Here is a 20957-nt window from a genome sequence, read left to right on the forward strand (position 1 = left end):
GCGAGGGGGCGTCGAGGTTCCTAGGGGCGTGCTGGAGGTTCCTGGAGCGGTACTGGGCTACGAACGGCGGCGGGGTTTGCCGCGGCCGCCGCTCTTGGGGGCACCACTCTTGGGGGCACCGCCCTTGGAGGCGCCACCGCCGGAACGGCCACGCGGATTCTTGCCGCCCGCCTTGGTGGGGGCCTTGCCTCCGCTCTTGCCTGCGGTCCTGCCCTGGGACCTGCCCCCCGCCGCGGGTTTGCGGCGGTCGCCGCCGGGGGACTCGGGGCGCCCGGCGTCGGTCTGGGCGCGGCCGCGGGTGCTGTTCACGGTCCGCCCGCGGACGATCCCGATGAAGTCCTCCACCAGGTCAGTGGTCCTGTCCTCCGGCCACGACAGGGCCACGCTCGACTCGGGGGCGTCCGTCACGGTGCGGTACGTGAGGTCCTTGCGGTGGTGAAGGCGGGCCAGGGACTGGGGCACGACGAGGACGCCCACGCCCGCGGCCACCAGCTCGATGGCGTCGGCCGTCGTGGCGGGTCGCTCGATCGCGGGCAGCCCCGGCAGCCGCTCCCAGCCGAGGGTGTCGTCGAGGGGGTGCAGCACGATGTCGTCGGACAGATCCTCGGTCGTCACCTCGTCGGCGGCGGACACGAGGTGATCCTTGGGAACCACGACGACCGTGGTCTCGGTGTAGAGGGGGATCGCCGAGAAGACCGTACGGTCCACGGGAAGGCGGACGAAACCGGCGTCCGCGCCCCCGTCCCTCAGAACGTCCGGGGCCTCGGCGGGCGTCACCTGGACGAGAGTGAGCGGAACGTCCGGCAGCCGCTCGTTCCAGATCCGCACCCACTTGCCGGGGGTCACTCCCGGGACGTACGCGAGGCGGAACGAGGGGGAGTCTGCGGAGTCTGTCACTCCGCCAGGTTACCGGGCGTGGTCAGCGGTCGCGCAGGCGCTCGATACCCTGGACATCATGACTTCGCACCAGAACACCCAGACGATGAAGCCCGCCACCGCGGCGAAGAAGCTGGGTGTGTACCTCGAGGCAACCCCCGCCGAGTTCCAGGAGGGCGTCGTCTCGCGCAGCGAGCTCAACGCGCTGCAGACCGATCCCCCCGAGTGGCTGCGCGACCTGCGCCGCGACGGCCCGCACCCCCGCCCGGTGGTCGCGGCCAAGCTGGGCGTCTCCATCTCGGGCCTCGCCCGCGGCGGGGTCACCGAGGCGCTCACCACGGAACAGATCGACGCCCTGAAGACCGAGAACCCCGAGTGGCTCCAGAAGGAGCGCGCCACCCAGGCGGAGGTGCGCAAGGAATCGGTGCGCATCAAGGAGATGCAGGAGAAGAAGGCGCAGCGCGCCACGGAGCAGAACTGACGCGCTCCGCCGGGGGCGGTTCCCGGAACGACTGACGAGGCCCCGGAACGACTGACGGGGCCGGTGCGCGGCGCGGCTCGCGCCGGCGGGGACACGCCCCACGGCTGAGGCGGCAGGACGGGACAGTCCGCGCCGCACTCCGTGCGGGCTCTCCGATACAGGGCCACAGCACCCTGGCGCACGCGCCGATCCGGACGCGCCCATGGCCGACCCCCGTACGGCCGGCGCCTCCGCGCCGCACGCCCTCACCGGATACACGCTCAGGGCACCCGCCGCACCCTGTCACCGATCGCCCCCGTCACCGGTCGCCCCGTAGCGCGGAACGGTGACGGCACACCGCTCACCGCACGGCTCGCCCCGCTGCCTTCCTCACGGCGCGCCGGTCAGCCGGTGCCCCTCGTCGGCGGCCGCGCGGAGCAGCACCTCGGCCAGTTCGTCCGGCGTGGAGAGCATCGGCCAGTGCCCGGTGGCGAGCTCGAAGAAACCCACACGGGGGTCGACGAGATCCTGCACGAGCGGGGCCCCCGAGGCCACCAGCGCCTCCAGGGTGGCGATGTCCATCGTGCCGCCGTCGGTGCAGAAGACACCGGTGGTCGGCAGCTTGGCGGTGGCCCCCGACAGCTCCATCGGCTGGATGAGCGTGCCGAGCGGCTGCGGCGAGGCGAGCCGCCGAAGCCGTTCGAGGCCTTCCTCGGACACGCCCGCGAGATTGCCCCAGGCCTGCCATTCCTCCCCGGTCGGCACCGGGATCCGCCAGCCGTCCTCGGCCCGTTCGGCCTGCTGCAGCATCCGGTCCTTCGTGGCCTCGTCGGCCATCTGCTCCTGGACCTGGCCCAGGACCGAGTAGCCGTCCTGCGGCATGGGCGAGTCCAGATAGACGATCCGGGCGACCCGGTCCATCCGGCGCTCGGCGGCGGCGACGGCCGGATAGATGCCGTAGCAGTAGCCGACGAGGACCACCTCCGGCGCCTCCACGTGGTCGATCACCTGCACCAGGTCCTCGATGTGCAGGGCCAAGTCCGTTCCCGGGCCCGCCAGATGGCGCCGCTCCCCCGTTCCGGTCAGCGTCACCGGGTGCACCTCGGCACCCGACTCCCTGAGCCGCGCGGCCACGTCCCGCCAGATCCAGCCCCCGGTGTACCCGCCCGACACCAGCACGAACGCCGTCATGAATGCCTCCTCGTACGTCACGGCCCGCACGCCCGGCCACCTCGGCCGCCCGCGCTCGCGGTCACGGTAGGAACTCCAGCTGGGGGAGATTCAAGCCCCGCCCCACCGCTCAACCGACCGTCACGGGTCAGCAACCAGCAGACGAACAGGGCCGAGTTGGGCAGCAGAGGTTCATGGACGGGCTGGGCAAGGAATGGGTTCCAATAGGTCGGCAACGGCTTGGTAAACCGGAAGGAAGTTGGTCCCGGACGGCAGGGACTTAGGTCCTGTGGCAATTTCTTCGCAACATGATGAACTGTCACCGTTCCGCCCGAACTCGGCGGATCCTGCCATCTTTTGAATATGGGGAATAGCGTGTCTGTGACCAAGTCCCGTCTTTTCCGGACGACTTGTGCTGCCGTTCTTGCCGGTGCCGTTCTCGTCGGGGCCGCTCCTGCGGCAACGGCCCGACCGGTGGAGGTGAAGCCGGTCGAGCCGGCGGCCGTCAACGGGCAGGGCGCATATGTGGATCTCGCGTCTCAGGGCTACACCTACGAGGAGGCCGTTGAGGCGTTCAAGGATTCCGATGTCGTCACGGTGGTGCGCGGTGACCTGCCCGGGGACGAGGAGGGTCCGGTGCTGCGGGGGGTCAGCTTCGGCTGGTACGTGTACGTGAAGCTGAGCAAGTCGCAGGCCAAGGCGATCAACGCGGGCTCTGCGGCAACCGCGGCCGGGATCATCGGTGTGATCACCGGGGGGATCGGCGGTGCCGTCGCCGCGGGTGTTTACACTTACATGGTCTCGCTCGGCAACGAGGGGATCGACAAATGCAAGAAAGGTGTGGAGATGAAGTTCTCGTACACCGGCAGGCCCAAGGGTGTTAAGTGCTACTGAGTTTGAGGGGCGCCGAGCGGGTCAGGAGGCGAATGTGAAGAGTCGCACTTCGGCCGTCGGCTTTTTGGTCGCCATTTTCGTGTTCTTTCTCGGCCTGCTCATCAGCGGTGAGCTGAAGTCGAGCGACGGCAGCCTGATGGAGTCGGTCCCCTTGTACTTGGCCATTGCCGTACCGGGTGGACTGTTGGCGGCCTGGATCGCGTCCCGAGGGCGACGCTGACAGAAACGCCCGGTTGGGCTGAATTTCCGGAGGGGTCCCGCAAGCGATTTGTGGGGCCCCTCCGGCACAGCGGGAGCGTCGCGGCGCTCCCTGCGAGGACCCTGCGAGTGCCGTGCGAGGACGTCGTAGGCTTGGTCCCTGCACCTGGGGGAGGTCGGGCATTGTCTTTCGACGGCATGTGGAGCATCGGGGAGCTCGCCGAGCGTGCGGGGGTCACCGTCAAGACCGTGCGCTTCTACTCGGACCGCGGACTGCTGCCCGAGGCCACCCGCAGCAGCGGTGGTCACCGGCGTTACGGACCCGAGGCGCTCGACCGGCTCCGGCTCATCCGCTCGTTGCGGAGTCTGGATCTGCCGGTGCCCGATGTCGGCCGGGTTCTCGACCAGGAGGACACGCTGGAGGACATCGTCGCGGGGCAGCTGCGCGAGCTCGGCTCCCAACTCACCGCGCTGCGCTGGCGCGAGGCCGCCCTCCAGCTGCTTCAGGACTGCACCGCCGAGGAGCGCGCCGAGCGGCTCCGGCTGATCGGGGGCATGTCCACACCGCCCAGCACCGCCGCCCTCGCGCGCTTCTGGCGGGGCTGGCTGCAGCCGTCCCGGATCCCCGGTCCCCTGGTCTCCGCGATCGTCGACCAGGCCGTACCCCAGCTGCCCGCCGACCCCACCCCGTCCCAGGTGCTCGCCTTCGCCCGGCTCCACGCCCTGGTCCGTGACGCCCGCCCGGGCAAGGCGCAGGCCCAGCCCGAGGCCCACCGGCGGGAGTCGGGAGAGCGTCCCGCCATGCTCTACGAAGGGCTCATCGAGGCCTACTCCCTCGCCTCGGCCCGGATACGGGCCGGACGCTCACCGCACCGGGGCGAGGCCCTCGACTGCTTCGTGACCGCCCACGCCCGGTGCCTGGGCACACACGACACCCCCGGCTTCCGGCGGCTGCTCGTGCGCCGGCTCGCCGCCGAGCCCCGTATCGACCGCTACTGGCAGCTCGTCGCCGAAGCGACCGCCCCGCGGTCGGGGCCGCCCGAGCCCACTCCCGGCAGCATCGACGTCTGGCTGCGTACCGCCCTGGAGAACACGTCGACGGGCGGCGACTCGCACACGGCAGCCACGAACGGCCGGCAACGGCCGCGAACAACAGCGGACAGCAGCGGAAGGTGACGATGTACACGATCTCCCTGGGCGACGACGGCGCGGAGCTCGGCCCGCTCGAACCCTGGCAGGCCGAGGAGTTCCTGGCCCATATCGACCGGGGACGGGAGTTCATCGGCCGCTACAACGGCCTCCCCGACATCATCACCGACGTGCAGTCGAGCCGTTCGTACCTCCAGGCGTACGCGGACAAGACCGCCGCCGACACCGGCCGCATCCTCGGCATCCGCACGGACGGCAAGCTCGTCGGCGCCGTCATCCTGCGCACCCTCGACTTCGAGCAGGGCATCGCCGAAGCGGGCTGCTGGCTGGAGCCGGCGGCCACGGGCCGGGGTCTGGTGACCCGCGCCGTGCGGGTCCTTCTCGACTGGGCCGTCGAGGAGCGCGGCATCCATCGCGTGGAGTGGTGGTGCGCGTCGGCGAACGCCCCCAGCATCGCGGTGGCCCGCCGGCTCGGCCTCACCAAGGAGGGCGTGCTGCGGGACAACTACCTGTACCGGGGCGAGCGGCTCGACATGGAGATCTGGTCCGTGCTCGCACCGGAGTGGCGGGCCGCCCGGCAACGCACGTGAGCGCTCTTCGGACCGAGGCCTTCGGCACGCGGCGCCCCCGACCGACGTCCGGCACGGAGGGTCCTGCGTGACGTCTTGACGTCCCGCCCCGCGCCCGGCACGCTCGGCAGAACTTGAATCCGGCGTCAAAGTCGGCAAGCCGACCACCGAAACAAGCCGACCACCGAAAGGTGCTGCGGATGGCGGAAGTGCGGACGGCGCGGGGCGCGGTGGACTCGGCCGGGCTTGGGAACGTCCTCGTCCATGAGCATGTCGTCATCGTGGGCGAGGAGTTCCGGCAGAACTACTCGGACTGGGACGAGGACCGGGTCGTCGACGAAGCGGTCGGCAAGCTGGACGAGCTCAAGGCCCTCGGCATCGACACCATCCTCGACCCGACCGTGCTCGGCCTGGGGCGCAACATCCCCCGGATCCAGCGGATCGCGGCCCGCACCGAGCTCAACATCGTGGTCGCCACCGGGCTTTACACGTACAACGACGTGCCCTTCCAGTTCCAGTACGCAGGCCCTGGCCAGATGTTCGAGATGCCGGAGCCGATGGTCGAGCTGTTCGTGAAGGACCTCACCGAGGGGATCGCGGACACGGGCGTACGGGCCGCGTTCCTGAAGTGCGCCATCGAGGAGCCGGGCCTCACCGCCGGTGTCGAGCGCGTGATGCGGGCCGTGGGGCAGGCCTCCGTGGCCACCGGCACGCCCATCACCGTCCATACCCACCCGCACTCGCAGTCGGGGCTCGTCGCGCAGCGGGTGCTGGCCGAGGAGGGTGTCGACCTGGCGCGGGTGATCATCGGGCACAGCGGCGACACCACCGATCTCGACTATCTGATGCGGCTGGCCGACGCCGGTTCCTTCCTCGGCATGGACCGGTTCGGCCTCGATCCGCTGCTGTCGTTCGAGGACCGCGTCGACACCGTCGTGGAGCTGGTACGACGGGGCTACACCGACCGCCTCACCCTCGCCCACGACGCGTCCTGCACCATCGACTGGTTCGGCCCCGTGGACCGGAACGTCATCGCGCCGCACTGGAACTACCGGCACATCAGCGAGGACGTCATCCCCGCACTGCTCGCCAAGGGCCTCACCGAGGACGACATCGACACCATGCTGCGTGCCAACCCGCGGCGGTACTTCGAGATCTGAGCGCGCGGCGGGCGCGGGCCCCCGGACAGTCAACTGCGGTGCCCGCGCCCCATGTTCCGCGTACCGGCTGCCGCTACAGCGCGCCCTTGCCCGCGTCACCCGCCGGCAGCGCGTCGTAGACCACGACATCGGCCGGGCCCTCCAGGGCGTCCTTCAGCACCCGCCCGATACCGGCGAGCGCGGGTGCCTTCCCGTGAGCGGCGAGGGCCTCCTTGGACTCCCACTTCTCGACCATGACGAAGTGACCGGCGGATCCGGTCCTGCGGTGCAGGGCCCAGCGGGCGCAGCCCGGTTCGGCGTGCACCTCGGCCGCCGCCTCGCGCAGGGTCTTCTCCACGAGGTCCTCCTGGCCCGGCTTGGCGATCATGGTGGCGATGACGACGTACGACATGAGTGCGTGCTCCTCGTGAGGGTGGGCTCCGGGTGGATGCCCCGGATGCGTTCCGGGCTGCGCGGTGCTCGGGCCGGGGCGGTCACAGAGGTCCCGCGCCCAGCAGCTGGCCGCCGTCGATGACGAGGGTCTCGCCGGTGATCCAGCGTGCGCCCGCACCGGCGAGAAAGGCGACCGCCTCGCCGATGTCCCGGGGTTCGCCGATGCGGCCGAGCGGGGTCGCGGCGGCCACCTGGTCCTCGTGCTCCTGCCACAGGGCCTCGGCGAGGCGGGTACGGACGATGCCGGGGGCGATGGCGTTGACACGGACCTTCGGGCCGAGTTCCAGGGCGAGTTGTCTGGTCAGATGGATCAGCGCCGCCTTCGAGACATGGTAGATCCCGACATCGCGGGCGACCGAAAGGCCGCCGATGGAGGCGGTGTTGACGACCGAGCCGCCGTGCTCGCCCATCCAGGCCTTCACCGCGAGCGACGTCCACAGGATCGGCGCCCACAGATTGACGTCCATCGTCTTCGCGAAGCGGGCGTGGTCCTGGTCGACGACGGGGCCGTACGCGGGGTTCGTACCGGCGTTGTTGACCAGGACGTCCAGGCGTCCGTAAGTCTCCAGGGTGAAGTCGACACAGGCGCGGGCGGCGTCCTCGTCGGTGGCGTGGGCGCCGAACCCGGCCACTCCCGGCCCGAGTTGGTCCGCGGCCTCCTTGGCGCGCTCGGCACTGCGTGAGGTCACCACGACCTGGGCACCGCGGTCGCGCAGGGCCGCGGCGGCCGCGAGGCCGATGCCCCGCGACGCACCGGTGACCACGGCGACCTGCCCTTCGAGTGCGCCTTCGAGGGAGCTCGCGCCCCGTCCGTCCGGGGTGCTCACGCCTCGCCCCGCCCGGCCTCTCGGCGGTGCAGTTCACGCCGCGCGATGGTCCGCTTGTGCACCTCGTCGGGTCCGTCCGCGAGCCGCAGGGTGCGCAGATGGGCGTACATGGAGGCGAGCGGGAAGTCGTCGGAGACTCCCCCGCCGCCGTGCACCTGGATGGCCCGGTCGACGACCTTCAGGGCGACCTGGGGCGCCGCCACCTTGATCGCGGCGATCTCGGTACGGGCCTCCTTGTTGCCGACCGTGTCCATCAGGTGGGCGGCCTTGAGCGTGAGCAGCCGTGCCATGTCGATCTCGATCCGGGCCTCGGCGATCCAGTCCTGGATATTGGCCCGCTCCGCCACCGGCGCCCCGAACGTCGTCCGCGCCTGCGCCCGGTCGATCATCAGGTCGAGGGCCCGCTCGGCCATGCCGATCGAGCGCATGCAGTGGTGGATACGCCCTGGCCCGAGCCGTGCCTGGCTGATCATAAAGCCGTCACCCTCGCCGGCGAGCAGCGCGGTACGCGGCACTCGCACGTTCTCGAAGAGCACCTCGGCATGGCCCTCGCGGTCCTGGTAGCCGAAGACCGGCAGACCGCGCACCACGGTGACGCCCGGGGTGTCGAGGGGCACGACCATCATCGACTGCTGCCGGTGGCTCGGGCCGTCGGGGGCGGTCTTGCCCATGACGATGAGGACCTCGCAGTGCGGGTGCAGGGCGTTGGAGGTCCACCACTTGCGGCCGTTGAGGACATAGTCGTCGCCGTCGCGCTCCATGCGCATCTGGATGTTGCGGGCGTCCGAACTCGCCACCGCGGGCTCCGTCATCGCGAACGCCGAGGCGATCTCCCCGGCGAGCAGCGGCTTGAGCCACTTCTCCTTGTGCTCCTCGGTGCCGAAGAGCGTGAGGACCTCCATGTTTCCGGTGTCGGGGGCGTTGCAGTTGGTGGCCTCGGGAGCCAGGTGGGCGCTGCGGCCCATGATCTCGGCGAGCGGCGCGTATTCGAGGTTGGTCAGGCCCGCGCCCCACTCGGGGTGCGGATGGAAGAGGTTCCAGAGGCCGCGCTTCTTCGCTTCGGTCTTCAACTCCTCGATGATCCGCGGATGGTGGTGCGGATCGCCGGACTCGGCCATCTGCGCGGCGTACACCGGCTCGGCCGGGTAGACCTGCTCGGCCATGAAGTCGAGCAGCTCGTCCTGGTACTCCTTGGCCCTGTCGGAAAGGTCGAACACGGGTCCTCCCACGGTCATACGGTTGAAGTCTGCCGAAGTCTGCGATGTCAGTGCGGGGTGGCCGGGGCGAGCAGCCGGGAGAGCGCGGCGGCCGTCGTGGCGGCGTCGCGGTGCACGATCCCGGCCAGGCCGATCCTGGCCGCCGCGGTGATGTTCTGCTCCAGGTCGTCGACCATGACGGTCTCCTCCGGCGCCGCGCCGAGCCGCTCGCAGGCGATGGCGTAGGCGCGGCGCGAGGGCTTGCGGACCCCGATCTCGCCGGACACGGTCACCGCGTCGAACATCGCGGGCAGGTCGAAGCCCGCGTAGCAGTCGTCGCCGAGGGAGTTGGAGAGCATCCCGACCCGGTGACCCTCGGCCCGCACCTTCGCCACGAGGGCGATCGTGTCCGGGTCGGGGCGCAGGCGGGCCTGCATCCGGCGTACGAGTCCGGGTCCTCGCACGGTCGCCCCGTGCGCCCGCAGACGCGCGGCGAATCCGTCCTCGAACTCGCTCTCACCGATGCGCCCTTCCTCGTGCGCCACGAGCAGCGCGCTGCTTTCCTCGTCCTTCGAGAGCAGCCGCAGCAACAGCCGCTCGTCGCCGCCGAGTTCACGTCCGAGTTCCCCGAAGGCGGCGACCACGCTGGTGGTCAGCACCCCGCCGAAGTCGAAGAGCACCGCGCTGCACGCGGGGGCGTTCGCGGGGGTGTCGGTCATCAGGACTCCTCCATGGGTGCGCGTTCCGGCGTTCCGGTCCGGCCCTGCCGCACGCTACTTGAATCCGGATTCAAGTTCAATGAAGCAGAACAACCCCCACCGGCCGTGCGTCACTTGGGGCCGAGAGGGCCGAAGGCGGGCGGGCGGCGCTCCAGGTAGCTGGTGACGCCCTCGGCGGCGTCGGGATGCCGGAAGGAGTCGAGCATCAGCGCCTCGGAGCGGGCCGCCGCGGTGGGAAAGTCGGTGTCGAGCGCCTCGTACACCTGCTGTTTCATCACGCTCATCGAGGTGGGTGAGCTCCAGGTGGCCAGTTCGGTGGCGTAGGCCACCGCCTCGTCGAGGATCCGGTCCGCCGCGACGACCTTGTTGACCAGGCCCGTCTCGTACGCCTCCGTGCCGCGCAGCACACGCCCTGAGAGCAGCAGATCAAGGGCCCGGCTCGGCCCGATCAGGCGCGGCAGCAGCCAGGCGACGCCGTACTCGGCGATCAGCCCGCGGCGCGCGAAGGCGGTGGTGAACTTGGCGTCGGGCGTGCTGAACCGGATGTCGCAGTAGAGGGCCTGGACCAGGCCGAGCCCGGCCGCGGCCCCGTTGACCGCCGCGATCAGGGGCTTGCGCAGGGTCAGCGGGAACCAGCGGGGACGCTCGCGCCGCGGCGGCCCGGCACCGGGCGACTGCCCGTCCGGCACATCGGCAGCGCCCTCGGCAGGCACGTCGGCAGCCCCCTCTGGCGACGCGTCAGCTGCCCCCTCGGCAGGCACGTCAACCGCATCCTCGGCCGGCTGTTGAGCGGCGCCGATCCGCTGCAGTTCCGCCATGTCCGCGCCCGCGCAGAAGCCGCGCCCGGCTCCGGTGAGGACGATGGCCCGTACCTCCGGATCCGCCTCTGCCTCGTCGAGCAGGGCGAAGTAGCGGTCCTCCAGTTCGTCGGTCCAGGCGTTCAGCCGGTCGGGGCGGTTCAGGGTCAGCACCAGGACGGGCCCTCGCCGTTCGGCGAGGACCGTCGGCTGCTGCGGTTCGGGGGCGGATGCGCTCACCATGGACGACCTCCTCAGGCGGACCGCCCTCTGTATATTTGAACTCAACGTCAAGTTCAATACGTGGCACACGTACCGCCAACCCACCCTGCGGCAGGGCGAGTTCGGCGGCCGGCCGACACGAGGGAGAGCTGCCCCGATGACCACACACCTGCCATTGGCCGACTGGGAGCGCCTCACGGCGCGGGACGTCGCGACCAACGGCATCACCCTGCGGGTCTTCGAGCACGGGCCGGAAGGGCCGACGCCACCGGGCCGGCCGGAGCGGCCCCTCGTGGTCCTGTGCCACGGCTTTCCCGAGCTGGCCTTCTCGTGGCGGCACCAGATCTTCGCCCTGTCCGCGGCGGGGTACCGGGTGCTCGCCCCCGATCTGCGCGGCTACGGCGGCAGTTCACGGCCGGCGGACGTCGACGCGTACGACGTACTGACGCTCTGCGCGGATCTCGCCGGGCTTCTCGACGACGCCGGGGCGGACGACGCGGTGTTCGTGGGACACGACTGGGGCGCGTCCGTGGTCTGGCACATGGCCTGGGCGTACCCGGAGCGGGTGCGCGCGGTGGCGGGCCTGAGCGTGCCTGCGACCCCGCGCGCACCGGCGCCGCCGCTGCCGATCCTGCGCTCGCGCCTCGGTGACGACTTCTACTTCCTGTGGTTCCAGGAGCCGGGCGTGGCCGACCGCGCCCTGAGCCGGAACGTGCGCAGGACCCTCGTATCCAAGGAGGTCTACTCCGCCGAGTGGGCCGCGAGGAGCGACGAGCAGCTGCCGCCCCCGCCATGGCTGAGCGAGGAGGAACTCGCCTATTACGTCCGGGCGTTCGAGGAGACCGGCTTCACCGGGGGCCTCAACTACTACCGCAACCTGGACCGCAACTGGGAGCTCACCACACACCTGGACGGACGCCCCATCACCCCGCCGGCGCTCTTCGTCACCGGCTCCAAGGATCCCGTCGCGCACTTCATGCCGGCCCACTCGCTGGAGAAGGTCCTCACCGACCTGCGCGGGCACGTCGTTCTCGACGGCGCGGGCCACTGGGTCCAGCAGCAGCGGCCCGCGCAGGTGAACGCCGCTCTCCTGGGGTTCCTCGATGGGCTCGGCTGATAGCATCCGCAGCCACCGGCTACGCAGACATACGAACGACAGTGGATGGACCGCATTGGCTGCCCAGGCCCCGGCCGCAGACGGCGGCCAGAAGACCACGCCACGCAGCGCCCGCGGCGTCAGGACGCGCAATGCCCTGATCGCCGCCGCCCGCGAGGTCTTCGAGCGCGACGGCTATCTCGACGCCCGGATCACCGATATCTCCAAGGCGGCCCACGTCGCGTCGGGCTCCTTCTACACCTACTTCACCAGCAAGGAAGAGATCTTCCAGGCGCTCGTCGAGCAGGTGCAGGAGGAGATGCTGCATCCGCATCTGCGGGAGCGCACCGGGATCACCGACACCCGGAAGCTCATCGACGCCTCGAACCGTGAGTATCTGCGCGCGTACAAGAAGAACGCCCGTCTCATGGCCCTGTTCGAGCAAGTGGCCCAGATCGACGAGAAGTTCATGAAGCTGCGCATCGAGCGCGGCAACGCCTTCGCCCGGCGCAACGCCAAACTGATCCGCACCCTCCAGGACGACGGCGAGGCCGACAGGGACCTGGATCCGCTGGTGACCGCGCACGCCCTGTCCGTGATGGTGAGCCGCATGGCCTACATGGTGTTCGTGCTCGGCCAGCGGATTCCCTTCGAGCGGCTCGTCACCACGCTCAACCAGATCTGGGCGAACGCACTCCAGCTCGGCGATCCGGAGCCGGAAACGGCGCCTGAGGCCTGACCGGAAGTCCGAGAGTCGGCGCACCCCAGGGGGGTATTATCGGCCATCGCCGCGAGTTGGCCGAAGAACGGTGGTTCCCGTCGTCCGCCGACGGGCCTACGCTTTCCTCGGGGAAGCCCGGCAGCCACTGCCGCTCGCATATCCCCGCGCGGTCCCCGGCCCCCGGACCTGGTGACACAACTCCCAGCTCTCGGCCAGCCGGAGCCGCTTCGCCGACATTCGCGGCCCCGGCTTCCGCCCTTTCGGTCCATCAACGGCCGGGGCGACCTCCCGCGCGCCCCGGCGCCGACAGGGCGGAAACGCGAAGACAGTGCGGAGGGGAGCCGCGGTCTTCGCGCCCGGCCGCCGCCGGCGCGGCGCATAAGCCCCGGCGGCGGCCGTCTCAGCCGCCCCCTGCCGCCCGGCGTCACCACCGCTTCGTCCACGTCCCGCCGCTGGTGGGCCGGTCGGCCCTGCTCTGTACCCCGGCAGCCCCTGGGTCCCGGCGCCGCCGCACCCGAGGCTTGTCGGGAGCGCACCAGCCTGTTGGGGAGCAGGGGGGAAGATGACAGTCACGCGGCTGCCCGGCCGAGGCCGTCCCGACGGCCGTGGCGGGAGCTGACACCCATGCGCACCCGAGTGCGGTTCTGGCGCTGGCGCCGCAACGAACTGCGCCGCCGCTCCGACGTGGTGGAGGCCTGGACGGTCCTGGCGCTCGGGCTCGCGCTGCTGCTCGGCACCCCCGCGGCGGGGATCGCCGCGGGCCTCGCCGCCCATGCCGAAGGCCGGGCCGCGGCCGCGCGGCAGACAGCCGGGAATCGTCCGGTACGGGCCGAACTGGCCCAGGACACACCGCGCTTGAGATCCGTGTCGTCCCACGACATCGGCCCCCCGCGCAAGTACCGGGCCACCGTCACCTGGACCGGCGCCGACCAGAAGGCGCACTCGGGGACGGCGACGGTGCCGGCGGGAACACACCGCGGGGAGCACGTACGGATCTGGCTCGACCCGCACGGCCGGATCGTCCCGGCGCCCGCGAACTCCTCCGACGTATGGGCGCAGACCCTCGCCGTGGCGGTCACCGCGTCCGGTTCGCTCGCCCTCTTCGTACTGGCCGCCCGCCTCGTCGTACGGCGCGTCGCCCAGGCCCGGCGGATGGCCGAGTGGGAGCAGGCATGGGAGCGGGCCGGACCGGAGTGGGACCACCGCAAGAGCTGAACGGAGACACGACCATGACCACGACACCGATACAGGAATCGATACCGGCCACCATCACCGGCGCCACGGTCCCGGCCGCGGCCCATGCCCTGACCGCGATCACGGCCAGGGCCCCGGCTCCGGCTCCCGCTCCCCCTCCGGCCCCGGCCCTGGCCCTGGCCCCGGCCCCGGCTCCGGCCCTGGCTCCGGCTCCGGCTCCGGCTCCGGCTCCGATCGCGACGACGGGCAGGACGGTCCAGACACTCCCCGTCGAGCATCGTGTCCGGCTGATGTACATCGCCCGCGAGGTGGCCATCGCGCAGGGCGAGCGGCTGTTCAAGCAGGGCGGGCGCGCCGACCGGTTCTGGATCGTCCGCAGCGGCACCGTCGCCCTCGACATGTACGTCCCCGGCCGCCGCGCCCCCGTCATCGACACGCTCGGTTTCGGTGAACTCATCGGCTGGTCCTGGATGTTCCCGCCGTACGTGTGGCAGCTCGGCGCGGTGGCGGTGAGCCCGGTGCGCGCCTACGAGTTCGACGCCCTGGCGGTACGGCTGATGTGCGAGGACGATCCCGCGCTCGGCAGGGAGGTCGGCCACTGGGTGGGCAAGGTACTCGCGCACCGGCTGCGCGCCACCCGTACCCGGATCCTCGACCTGTACGCGCCCTACGGCAGCGGCGGCCCGCGCTGAGCGGCCCGCGCTGAGCAGCCCGCGCTGAGCAGCCCGCCCCTGCCGAGTGGCAGGTGCCGGCAGGCTGTCGGCGTCCGGGACCATCCGGCCCTGGTACTCCCCGTCCGCGTACGACACGATCGTCCGACGGGAGCAATCATTCGCAGGGAGCCTCCATGCCCGACCCCCAGCCCCACCCGCAACAACAGCCCAGATCCGCCGACTCCACGATCCGTGTCTTCCTCCTCGACGACCACGAGGTGGTACGCCGAGGTCTGCACGACCTGCTCGACGCAGAGCCCGACATGGAGGTCGTCGGCGAGGCCGCCACCGGCGAGCAGGCGCTGATACGGGGACCGGCCCTACGGCCCGACGTGGCGATCCTGGACATCCGTCTGCCCGACAGCGACGGCATCACCGTCTGCCGCGAACTGCGCTCCCACATGCCCGAGTTGCCGTGCCTGATGCTGACCTCGTTCGACGACGACGACGCGCTCCTCGACGCCATCATGGCCGGGGCATCAGGCTACGTACTGAAGCAGATCAAGGGCTCCGACCTGATCTCGGCGGTACGCACGGTCGCCTCCGGCCAGTCGATGCTCGACCCGGCGACCACCGCCCGTCTGATGAGCAATCTGCGCGGACCCGACACGGGTTCCGCGGCGGCCGAGGACCCGCGCCTGACCGGTCTTTCGGCACGCGAACGCGAGATCCTGACCCTGATCGGCGAGGGCCTCACCAACCGTCAGATCGGCAAGCGTCTCTATCTCTCCGAGAAGACCGTCAAGAACAACATCTCCCGGCTGCTGTCCAAGCTCGGCGTCGAACGCCGTATCCAGGCCGCCGTCATCGCCGCACAGTTCACCCAGGCGGGCGGCGACGGCGGGAACCCGGACTGACGAACCGGACTGACGAACCGGACTCAGAACAGCGGACCCAGGAGAGCGGACTCAGGAGAGCGAACCCAGAAGAACGGTCTCAGGAGAGCGGCACCCGCCACGTGAGCCGCATACCGCCGACCGGATCGCCTGGTTCCAGGGTCAGTTCGCCGCCGCGGCGCTCGGCGCGTTCGGCGAGGTTGCGCAGGCCGCTGCGGCGCCGCTGTTCGGCGTCCAGGCCCACGCCGTCGTCGAGGACGGTCAGGGTCAGCCGGCCCTCGCGTACGACAAGGGCGACCTCGACGCTCGTGGCCCGTGCGTGCCGGGCGGCGTTCGTCAGGGCCTCACCGAGCACGGCCACCACGTCGTCGGCCACCGCCGCCGGCACATCGACGTCGATCAGCCCCTCCATCCGCAGCGCGGGCGTGAAGCCGAGCACCGCGGCCGACTCCTCCACCGCCCGTACCACCCGCACCCGCAGACCGCTGCCGCCCGGGGTCGCCTCGTGGGAGCGCAGGGCGAAGATGGTCGACCGGATGATTTTGATGGTGGAGTCCAGGTCGTCCACCACGCGGCCGAGCCGCTCCGCGCCCTGCGGATGGGTCATGAACCGCTGCGCGCTCTGCAGGGTCATCCCGGAGGCGAACAGCCGCTGGATCGCCAGGTCGTGCAGGTCGCGGGCGATCCGGTCACGGTCTTCGAGGACGCTCATCTGCTCGGCGTCGCGCCTGCGGTCCGCGAGTTCGAGCGCCAGGGCCGCCTGGCCCGCGAATCCGAGCAGGGGCGCCGTCTCGGCCTCGGTGAAGGGCGGCTGCTCCGCGCGCCGGGCGAGGACCAGGACGCCGCGCACTCCCCCGCTGGTCCCCATGGGCACCGCCACGGCGGGGCCGAGTCCGTGCCACCGGTCCGGGTGGTAGGTGACCCGCGGGTCCTTGCGTACGTCCGCGGTCGTGACCAGCTCCCCCACCCGCAGGGCCTCCCCGGCAAGGGTGCCCTCACGGGGCAGCAGCACATCGCGGTGCACCTCGACGTCGGGACCGAGCGCGAGCGCCTCGCGCAGTTCGTCGCTGCCCTCCACCACCAGGACCACCACGCCGAGTTCGGCCGAGGTGATCTCCCGGGCCCGCTCCACCATCAGCTTCAGGACCTGGGTCTCGTGCACGCCGGACAGCAGGCTGTAGGTGAACTCGGCACTCAGCGCGAGCCAGCTCTCCCGAAGCCGCACCTCCTGGTAGAGGCGGGCGTTCTCGATCGCCACTCCGGCGGCGACGGCGAGGGTGGACAGGACGGCCTCGTCCTCGGCGTCGAACTCACCGCCGCGCTTCTCGGTCAGATACAGATTTCCGAACACCTCGTCGCGCACGCGGACCGGCACTCCCAGGAAGCTGCCCATCGGCGGATGGTGTGCCGGGAAGCCGGACGACGCCGGGTGCTCGGACAGATCGGCCAGGCGCAGGGGTTCCGGGTGCCGGATCAGCTCGCCGAGCAGGCCGTGACCGGAGGGCAAGTCGCCGATCTGTGCCCATACTTCGTCGCTGACGCCCACCGGCAGGAAGCGGGAGAGCCGGCGCCGGTCCTGCCCGATCACTCCGAGTGCGCCGTACTCGCAGTCGAGGAGGACCACCGCGGCCTCCACGATCCGCCGCAGCACCTGCGACAGATCGAGCTCCTTGCCGACCGAGAGCACGGCTTCGAGCAGCCCGTGCAGCCGGTCGCGGGTGCCGAGGACCGCGTCGATCCGTATCTGCAGCTCTCCGAGGAGCTCATCGAGCCTCAGCCGGGGCAACTGCCCCGCCTCCTCGACCCCGTCCCCACCCATGACGTTCCTCCGCCCCTACGCGCGCCGGCTGCCGGCAGCCGGCGAGACATCCCCGCGCCCACGGTAGTGGCCCGTCCCGTCAGGGGAAACGGAATGCGTACTCACACGGTGAGGCTCGCGCGGGCCACCGCCAGGGCCTGCTCCGCGTAGCCGCGGCCGAAAAGCACGGTGTGCACCAGGAGCGGGAACAGCTGGTGCAGTCCGACGCGCTCGCGCCAGCCGTCGGCGAGCGGGGCCACCTGCCGGTAGCCGTCGAGGACTTCGGCCAGGTGGGGGCAGCCGAAGAGCTGGAGCATCGCCAGGTCGGTCTCGCGGTGGCCGCCGTGCGCGGCCGGGTCGATCAGCCAGACCCGCCCGTCGTCGCCCCACAGCACGTTTCCGTTCCACAGGTCGCCGTGCAGCCGGGCGGGCGGCTCCGCCGGACCTGCCAGTTCGGGCAGCCGCTCGCAGACCGTCTCGATCACCGTGGCCTCGGCGGCGCGGACCGTGCCGTCGTCGACGGCGCGGCGCAGATAGGGCAGCACCCGGTGTCCGGCGTACCAGCGGGGCCAGTCGGCGCCGGGGACGTTGCGCATGGGGGCACGTCCGATGTACGCGTCCTGCGGGCCGTCGGGCGGCGGTGCGCCGAACGCGGGCGCGCCGGTGTCGTGCAGAGCGGCCAGTTCGCGGCCGAACCGGGCGGCCGCACGGGCGCTCGGCGGTACGGACGCGATCCGGTCGGTGACGAGCCAGTTCCGGTCGTGGCCGTGCACGGCCGGGATCCGGACCGTGCCGGCGGCGGCGAGCCAGCGCAGGCCCGCCGCTTCGGCCACCGCGGCGCCGGGGTCGTCACCGCGCTTGACCATCACCAACCGCCCGTCGCCGAGGGTGACTTCGGCGAGCGTCCCGGAGAGCCGGCGCTCCCCGACCACCGGCCGCCCGGTGAGCCGTGCCGCCACGGCCCCCGGCGACTCGGCGCCGTCCGTGTCGTGTCGCGGGGTCACCTGTACCTCGTGAATTCACTGGTGGTCGCTTACTGATGGTCGCTTTTCGTCAACGTACACCGGGAAGTGCGGCGGCCCGGCGCTCAGATCACCCGCACCACATGCTTGCCCCGGACACCGCCTGCCTCAAGGGCGCGATGCTCTTCGCCGGTCAGCTCGGCGACTGTGTGTCGGTCGTCGACGACGCGCTCGCCGATCCCGATCCCTGGCGGGGCTTCCGCACGGTCATCGAGAAGGTGTGTGCCATGCATGTCGCCGACCGGGGCTTCAGCGCGGCCTTCCTGACGGCATTCCCTGACGCGGTCGACTTCGAGCGTGAACGCGAGCGCGCCGAGCGGGGGTTCGCGGTGCTCGCGCAACGGGCCAAGGACGCCGGGCGGCTCCGCCCCGACTTCGACAGCAGCGATCTCGCGCTCGTCCTCACGGCCAACAGCGGTGTCGCCACCGCATCGCCCGAGGCGGCCGCCGCCGCGTCGCGCCGCCTGGTCGCCCTGCTGCTGCAGTCCTTCAGCACCGGCGACGCCGACGAGCCGCTGCCGCCGCCCGTCCCGCTGGAGCTCCACCACCTGCCCCGGCCTCAGGCGGGGTGACGGTGGCGGTGGCAGGGCTCCGGCCGAGTGGCCCTCATGGGCGCCAGCACAGGGCCGGGTCGGGGTGGTCGTCGAAACCGAGTGCGCGATAGAGCGGCTCGCCCTCGGCGGAGGCGTACAGATCCACGCGGGCCGCCTCCCGCTCGCGGAGCCAGTCCAGGAGGCCCTGCATGATCGCCCGGCTGTGTCCGCGCCGCCGGTGGGCCGGATCGGTGATCACTCCGATCACATGACCGATCCGGCCGTTGCGCAGATGCGGGCCCGGCAGCCGCTGCTCGATGGTGCCGATACCGCAGGCGGCGAGACCGCGCCGGCCGCCTTCACGGTCCTCGCCGTCCTCGCCGCCTTCACTGCCCTCGCTGTCCACGACCAGAATGCGCACGGAGTCCGAAGTCACCTGCTCCTTCAGGACGGTGGCGAGGTTGTGGCGCCAATCGTCCTCCTGCGAGGCCGGGTTGAAGAAGTCTCCGCCCAGCGTCTCGAAGAGCAGGGCCCGCAGCCGTACGAGCTCCGCGACGTCGTCCACCACTGCCTGCCGTATCCGCGCCATGTAATGAGCCTATAGCCGTTGTGACACTTACGACAACTGTCGCGGGACCGGTTGAGTCGACAGCTATCTTCAGGGCCCGTCGACAGCGATGGCCTGCACCGGGCAGGCCCGGACCGCCTCGCGCACCAGGGTGTCGCCGTCGTCGCGGTACTCACCGCCGGGCAGCACCTCACTCAGGCCGTCGTCGTCCTGAGTGAAGACGCCCGGCGCGGTGAGGGCGCACATACCGGCGCCCACACACCGCTCCTTCTCGATATGAAGCCGCATCGTCATCTCCTACCAGGTGACGGGGAGTTCGAGCATTCCCTGGATCGTGTCGCCCGGCTTGAAGGGGATCTCCTGTGCGGGCACGGCGAGTTCCAGCTTCGGCAGCCGCCGGAACAAGGCCCGCAGGGCGATCTCGAGTTCCGCCCGGGCGAGGTTCTGGCCCAGGCACTGATGGATACCGAAACCGAAGGCGAGGTGGTGGCGGGTGGCCCGGTGCCAGTCCAGCTCTTCGGACTCCGGGTACACGTCGGCGTCACGGTTGATGAGGGAGGTCGAGAAGACGACGCCGTCGCCGGCCCGGATCGTCCGGCCCGCGACCTCGATATCCTCCTTCGCCACCCGCAGCATGCCGTCCGCGATCGACAGAAAGCGCAGCAGCTCCTCGACGGCGGCGGGCATCAGCGTCTCGTCGGCCCGCAGTTGGGCGAGCTGCTCCGGATGCTGGAGCAGCGTGAAGGTGCCGAGCGAGATCATGTTGGCGGTGGTCTCATGGCCCGCGACGAGCAGGATGACGGCCAGGCTGACCAGTTCGTCGCGGTCGGCCGTATCCCCGGCGGGAGTCGCGCGGTGCTCCCTGATCAGGTCGTCGAGGAGGCCGTCGCCGGGGTCGCCCCACTTCCGCTCGATCAACTGGTGGAAGTATCCCTCCAGTTCACCCCTGGCCCGCTCGACGTCCTCGGCGCGCGGGCCGCGCAGGAGGCGCCGGGACTGCTCCTCGAAGTAGTCGTGGTCGGCGTAGGGCACCCCGAGGAGGGCGCAGATCACCATGGAGGGCACCGGCAGCGCGAAGGCGCTCACCACCTCGGCCGGGCTTCCCTGCTCCTCCATTGCGTCGAGGAGCCGGTCGACGGTCTCCTGGATCCTGGGGCGCAGCGCGTTGATCCGCTTGACCGCGAAGCTGGGGATGAGCTTGCGGCGCTGGACGTTGTGCAGCGGGTCATCGACGCCGATCAGGGCGACACCACGGTCACGGATGGCGGCGAAGCGTTCCGTGGGCGCGGGGAAGGACTTGTTCCTGCGGTCGCTGGACAGCCGCTGGTCGGCGAGGAGTTGGCGGGCCGCCGCATGTCCGGTGACCGCCCACACGGAACGGCCGTCGTAGAAGGTGACGCGGGTCAGCGGCCGGGCCGCGCGGAGGGGTTCGTAGGCTGTGGGCGGGTGGTAGGGGCACGCACGGTCCTGGGGGAAAGCCACTGCTTCCGTCATGAATGACCTCATTTGCGAAGCGCCGTCTTGCCTCTCACCATTGGATGCCTCAGGCATCTACCTCGTCCACGTCGGCACCGGCCAGATCGCCCGGGGCCGCCTCTGGCCTGATTGATTCGTACGCAGTCTCGAGCCGGCTCGGCGGGCCGATCTCCAGGGGCCGGATCCGGACGGACATGCCACGCGTCGGCCGGGCGCCGTGGCCTGAACTGCCCATAAGAACGGTCCAGAAAGCATCCGGCCCATCGGCACGCCCCGCTCAGAGGCCACTCGGACGCCGCTCAGAGGTCCCCTCCGAGGTCCCTAATGGCCC

The 20957-nt window shown here is 71.0% G+C and carries 24 protein-coding genes; 12 read left to right on the forward strand and 12 right to left on the reverse strand.

What is annotated here, in order from left to right; translation table 11 throughout:
• Positions 1-57: 57 nt before the first annotated feature.
• A complete protein-coding gene (locus ACFQVC_RS09955) occupies positions 58-897 on the reverse strand; it encodes a LysR substrate-binding domain-containing protein (protein WP_381829042.1) in 840 nt (279 codons plus the stop codon).
• Positions 898-955: 58 nt separating this feature from the next.
• On the opposite strand from ACFQVC_RS09955, the gene ACFQVC_RS09960 reads away from it, so the two are divergent.
• A complete protein-coding gene (locus ACFQVC_RS09960) occupies positions 956-1357 on the forward strand; it encodes a DUF5997 family protein (RefSeq protein WP_381829044.1) in 402 nt (133 codons plus the stop codon).
• 369 nt (positions 1358-1726) lie between these two features.
• Here ACFQVC_RS09960 and ACFQVC_RS09965 read toward each other — a convergent pair whose 3' ends face one another.
• Positions 1727-2527 carry an alpha/beta fold hydrolase gene (locus tag ACFQVC_RS09965; protein WP_381829046.1) on the reverse strand — a complete coding sequence of 267 codons (801 nt, stop codon included), beginning with the start codon at positions 2525-2527 and terminating at the stop codon, positions 1727-1729.
• Positions 2528-2881: 354 nt separating this feature from the next.
• Here ACFQVC_RS09965 and ACFQVC_RS09970 point away from each other — a divergent pair, with 354 nt between their 5' ends.
• From ACFQVC_RS09970 to ACFQVC_RS09990, 5 genes are all read left to right on the forward strand, one after another.
• Positions 2882-3400 (forward strand): hypothetical protein, encoded by a 519-nt coding sequence (locus tag ACFQVC_RS09970; RefSeq protein WP_381829048.1) that lies wholly within the window; start codon positions 2882-2884, stop codon positions 3398-3400.
• Between the two features lie 34 nt (positions 3401-3434).
• Positions 3435-3620, forward strand: a complete 186-nt coding sequence (locus ACFQVC_RS09975; RefSeq protein WP_381829050.1) for a hypothetical protein — start codon at positions 3435-3437, stop codon at positions 3618-3620.
• Positions 3621-3796: 176 nt separating this feature from the next.
• A complete protein-coding gene (locus tag ACFQVC_RS09980) occupies positions 3797-4774 on the forward strand; it encodes a helix-turn-helix domain-containing protein (RefSeq protein ID WP_381829538.1) in 978 nt (325 codons plus the stop codon).
• A 2-nt stretch (positions 4775-4776) separates the two neighbouring features.
• Complete coding sequence (locus tag ACFQVC_RS09985) at positions 4777-5337, forward strand: GNAT family N-acetyltransferase (protein ID WP_381829052.1); 561 nt, start codon at positions 4777-4779, stop codon at positions 5335-5337.
• Between the two features lie 179 nt (positions 5338-5516).
• The gene (locus ACFQVC_RS09990) at positions 5517-6476 is read left to right on the forward strand and encodes a phosphotriesterase family protein (protein ID WP_381829053.1); all 960 of its coding nucleotides are present in this window, start codon (positions 5517-5519) and stop codon (positions 6474-6476) included.
• 73 nt (positions 6477-6549) lie between these two features.
• Here the strand turns inward: ACFQVC_RS09990 and ACFQVC_RS09995 are convergent, their stop codons facing one another.
• The 5 genes from ACFQVC_RS09995 to ACFQVC_RS10015 form a co-directional block, all read right to left on the reverse strand.
• Positions 6550-6867 (reverse strand): putative quinol monooxygenase, encoded by a 318-nt coding sequence (locus ACFQVC_RS09995; protein WP_381829055.1) that lies wholly within the window; start codon positions 6865-6867, stop codon positions 6550-6552.
• 82 nt (positions 6868-6949) lie between these two features.
• On the reverse strand, positions 6950-7735 hold the full coding sequence (locus ACFQVC_RS10000; RefSeq protein ID WP_381829057.1) for an SDR family oxidoreductase: 786 nt from the start codon (positions 7733-7735) through the stop codon (positions 6950-6952).
• Positions 7732-8970: an acyl-CoA dehydrogenase family protein gene (locus tag ACFQVC_RS10005; RefSeq protein ID WP_381829059.1), complete on the reverse strand. Its 1239-nt coding sequence runs from the start codon at positions 8968-8970 to the stop codon at positions 7732-7734. The genes ACFQVC_RS10000 and ACFQVC_RS10005 overlap by 4 nt, the downstream gene beginning before the upstream one ends.
• A 29-nt stretch (positions 8971-8999) precedes the next feature.
• Complete coding sequence (locus tag ACFQVC_RS10010) at positions 9000-9650, reverse strand: HAD family hydrolase (RefSeq protein WP_381829061.1); 651 nt, start codon at positions 9648-9650, stop codon at positions 9000-9002.
• 110 nt (positions 9651-9760) lie between these two features.
• Positions 9761-10690: an enoyl-CoA hydratase-related protein gene (locus ACFQVC_RS10015; RefSeq protein WP_381829063.1), complete on the reverse strand. Its 930-nt coding sequence runs from the start codon at positions 10688-10690 to the stop codon at positions 9761-9763.
• Between the two features lie 136 nt (positions 10691-10826).
• Here ACFQVC_RS10015 and ACFQVC_RS10020 point away from each other — a divergent pair, with 136 nt between their 5' ends.
• The 5 genes from ACFQVC_RS10020 (at position 10827) to ACFQVC_RS10040 (ending at position 15250) form a co-directional block, all read left to right on the forward strand.
• Positions 10827-11786, forward strand: coding sequence for an alpha/beta fold hydrolase (locus ACFQVC_RS10020; RefSeq protein WP_381829065.1), 960 nt, complete (start codon positions 10827-10829; stop codon positions 11784-11786).
• A gap of 55 nt (positions 11787-11841) precedes the next feature.
• On the forward strand, positions 11842-12504 hold the full coding sequence (locus tag ACFQVC_RS10025; protein WP_381829067.1) for a TetR/AcrR family transcriptional regulator: 663 nt from the start codon (positions 11842-11844) through the stop codon (positions 12502-12504).
• A gap of 606 nt (positions 12505-13110) precedes the next feature.
• Positions 13111-13701: an Rv1733c family protein gene (locus ACFQVC_RS10030; RefSeq protein ID WP_381829069.1), complete on the forward strand. Its 591-nt coding sequence runs from the start codon at positions 13111-13113 to the stop codon at positions 13699-13701.
• Between the two features lie 212 nt (positions 13702-13913).
• Positions 13914-14372 carry a Crp/Fnr family transcriptional regulator gene (locus tag ACFQVC_RS10035; RefSeq protein WP_381829540.1) on the forward strand — a complete coding sequence of 153 codons (459 nt, stop codon included), beginning with the start codon at positions 13914-13916 and terminating at the stop codon, positions 14370-14372.
• A gap of 155 nt (positions 14373-14527) precedes the next feature.
• Positions 14528-15250, forward strand: a complete 723-nt coding sequence (locus ACFQVC_RS10040) for a response regulator (protein WP_381829070.1) — start codon at positions 14528-14530, stop codon at positions 15248-15250.
• A 79-nt stretch (positions 15251-15329) separates the two neighbouring features.
• Here ACFQVC_RS10040 and ACFQVC_RS10045 read toward each other — a convergent pair whose 3' ends face one another.
• Both ACFQVC_RS10045 and ACFQVC_RS10050 read right to left on the reverse strand, forming a co-directional pair.
• Complete coding sequence (locus ACFQVC_RS10045) at positions 15330-17048, reverse strand: sensor histidine kinase (protein WP_381829072.1); 1719 nt, start codon at positions 17046-17048, stop codon at positions 15330-15332.
• Positions 17049-17149: 101 nt separating this feature from the next.
• The gene (locus tag ACFQVC_RS10050) at positions 17150-18031 is read right to left on the reverse strand and encodes a fructosamine kinase family protein (protein ID WP_381829074.1); all 882 of its coding nucleotides are present in this window, start codon (positions 18029-18031) and stop codon (positions 17150-17152) included.
• 101 nt (positions 18032-18132) lie between these two features.
• Here ACFQVC_RS10050 and ACFQVC_RS10055 point away from each other — a divergent pair, with 101 nt between their 5' ends.
• On the forward strand, positions 18133-18621 hold the full coding sequence (locus ACFQVC_RS10055; RefSeq protein ID WP_381829076.1) for an SbtR family transcriptional regulator: 489 nt from the start codon (positions 18133-18135) through the stop codon (positions 18619-18621).
• 34 nt (positions 18622-18655) lie between these two features.
• On the opposite strand, the gene ACFQVC_RS10060 is transcribed toward ACFQVC_RS10055, so the two are convergent.
• The 3 genes from ACFQVC_RS10060 to ACFQVC_RS10070 all read right to left on the reverse strand — a co-directional run bounded on the left by ACFQVC_RS10060 (position 18656) and on the right by ACFQVC_RS10070 (position 20644).
• Positions 18656-19171 (reverse strand): GNAT family N-acetyltransferase, encoded by a 516-nt coding sequence (locus ACFQVC_RS10060; protein WP_381829078.1) that lies wholly within the window; start codon positions 19169-19171, stop codon positions 18656-18658.
• Positions 19172-19240: 69 nt separating this feature from the next.
• A complete protein-coding gene (locus ACFQVC_RS10065) occupies positions 19241-19438 on the reverse strand; it encodes a ferredoxin (RefSeq protein WP_381829080.1) in 198 nt (65 codons plus the stop codon).
• 9 nt (positions 19439-19447) lie between these two features.
• The gene (locus ACFQVC_RS10070; RefSeq protein WP_381829082.1) at positions 19448-20644 is read right to left on the reverse strand and encodes a cytochrome P450; all 1197 of its coding nucleotides are present in this window, start codon (positions 20642-20644) and stop codon (positions 19448-19450) included.
• Positions 20645-20957: the final 313 nt, after the last annotated feature.

This window comes from Streptomyces monticola, from assembly GCF_042665355.1.
In the GTDB taxonomy this organism is placed as follows: domain Bacteria; phylum Actinomycetota; class Actinomycetes; order Streptomycetales; family Streptomycetaceae; genus Streptomyces; species Streptomyces monticola.

Coding starts and splice junctions, on each gene's coding strand:
- ACFQVC_RS09960 (WP_381829044.1), top strand. CDS start 956: ATGACTTCGCACCAGAACACCCAGACGATGAAGCCCGCCACCGCGGCG.
- ACFQVC_RS09965 (WP_381829046.1), bottom strand. CDS start 2,527: ATGACGGCGTTCGTGCTGGTGTCGGGCGGGTACACCGGGGGCTGGATC.
- ACFQVC_RS09980 (WP_381829538.1), top strand. CDS start 3,797: ATGTGGAGCATCGGGGAGCTCGCCGAGCGTGCGGGGGTCACCGTCAAG.
- ACFQVC_RS09985 (WP_381829052.1), top strand. CDS start 4,777: ATGTACACGATCTCCCTGGGCGACGACGGCGCGGAGCTCGGCCCGCTC.
- ACFQVC_RS09990 (WP_381829053.1), top strand. CDS start 5,517: ATGGCGGAAGTGCGGACGGCGCGGGGCGCGGTGGACTCGGCCGGGCTT.
- ACFQVC_RS09995 (WP_381829055.1), bottom strand. CDS start 6,867: ATGTCGTACGTCGTCATCGCCACCATGATCGCCAAGCCGGGCCAGGAG.
- ACFQVC_RS10005 (WP_381829059.1), bottom strand. CDS start 8,970: ATGACCGTGGGAGGACCCGTGTTCGACCTTTCCGACAGGGCCAAGGAG.
- ACFQVC_RS10010 (WP_381829061.1), bottom strand. CDS start 9,650: ATGACCGACACCCCCGCGAACGCCCCCGCGTGCAGCGCGGTGCTCTTC.
- ACFQVC_RS10015 (WP_381829063.1), bottom strand. CDS start 10,690: ATGGTGAGCGCATCCGCCCCCGAACCGCAGCAGCCGACGGTCCTCGCC.
- ACFQVC_RS10020 (WP_381829065.1), top strand. CDS start 10,827: ATGACCACACACCTGCCATTGGCCGACTGGGAGCGCCTCACGGCGCGG.
- ACFQVC_RS10030 (WP_381829069.1), top strand. CDS start 13,111: ATGCGCACCCGAGTGCGGTTCTGGCGCTGGCGCCGCAACGAACTGCGC.
- ACFQVC_RS10040 (WP_381829070.1), top strand. CDS start 14,528: ATGCCCGACCCCCAGCCCCACCCGCAACAACAGCCCAGATCCGCCGAC.
- ACFQVC_RS10045 (WP_381829072.1), bottom strand. CDS start 17,048: ATGGGTGGGGACGGGGTCGAGGAGGCGGGGCAGTTGCCCCGGCTGAGG.
- ACFQVC_RS10055 (WP_381829076.1), top strand. CDS start 18,133: ATGCTTGCCCCGGACACCGCCTGCCTCAAGGGCGCGATGCTCTTCGCC.
- ACFQVC_RS10060 (WP_381829078.1), bottom strand. CDS start 19,171: ATGGCGCGGATACGGCAGGCAGTGGTGGACGACGTCGCGGAGCTCGTA.
- ACFQVC_RS10065 (WP_381829080.1), bottom strand. CDS start 19,438: ATGCGGCTTCATATCGAGAAGGAGCGGTGTGTGGGCGCCGGTATGTGC.
- ACFQVC_RS10070 (WP_381829082.1), bottom strand. CDS start 20,644: ATGACGGAAGCAGTGGCTTTCCCCCAGGACCGTGCGTGCCCCTACCAC.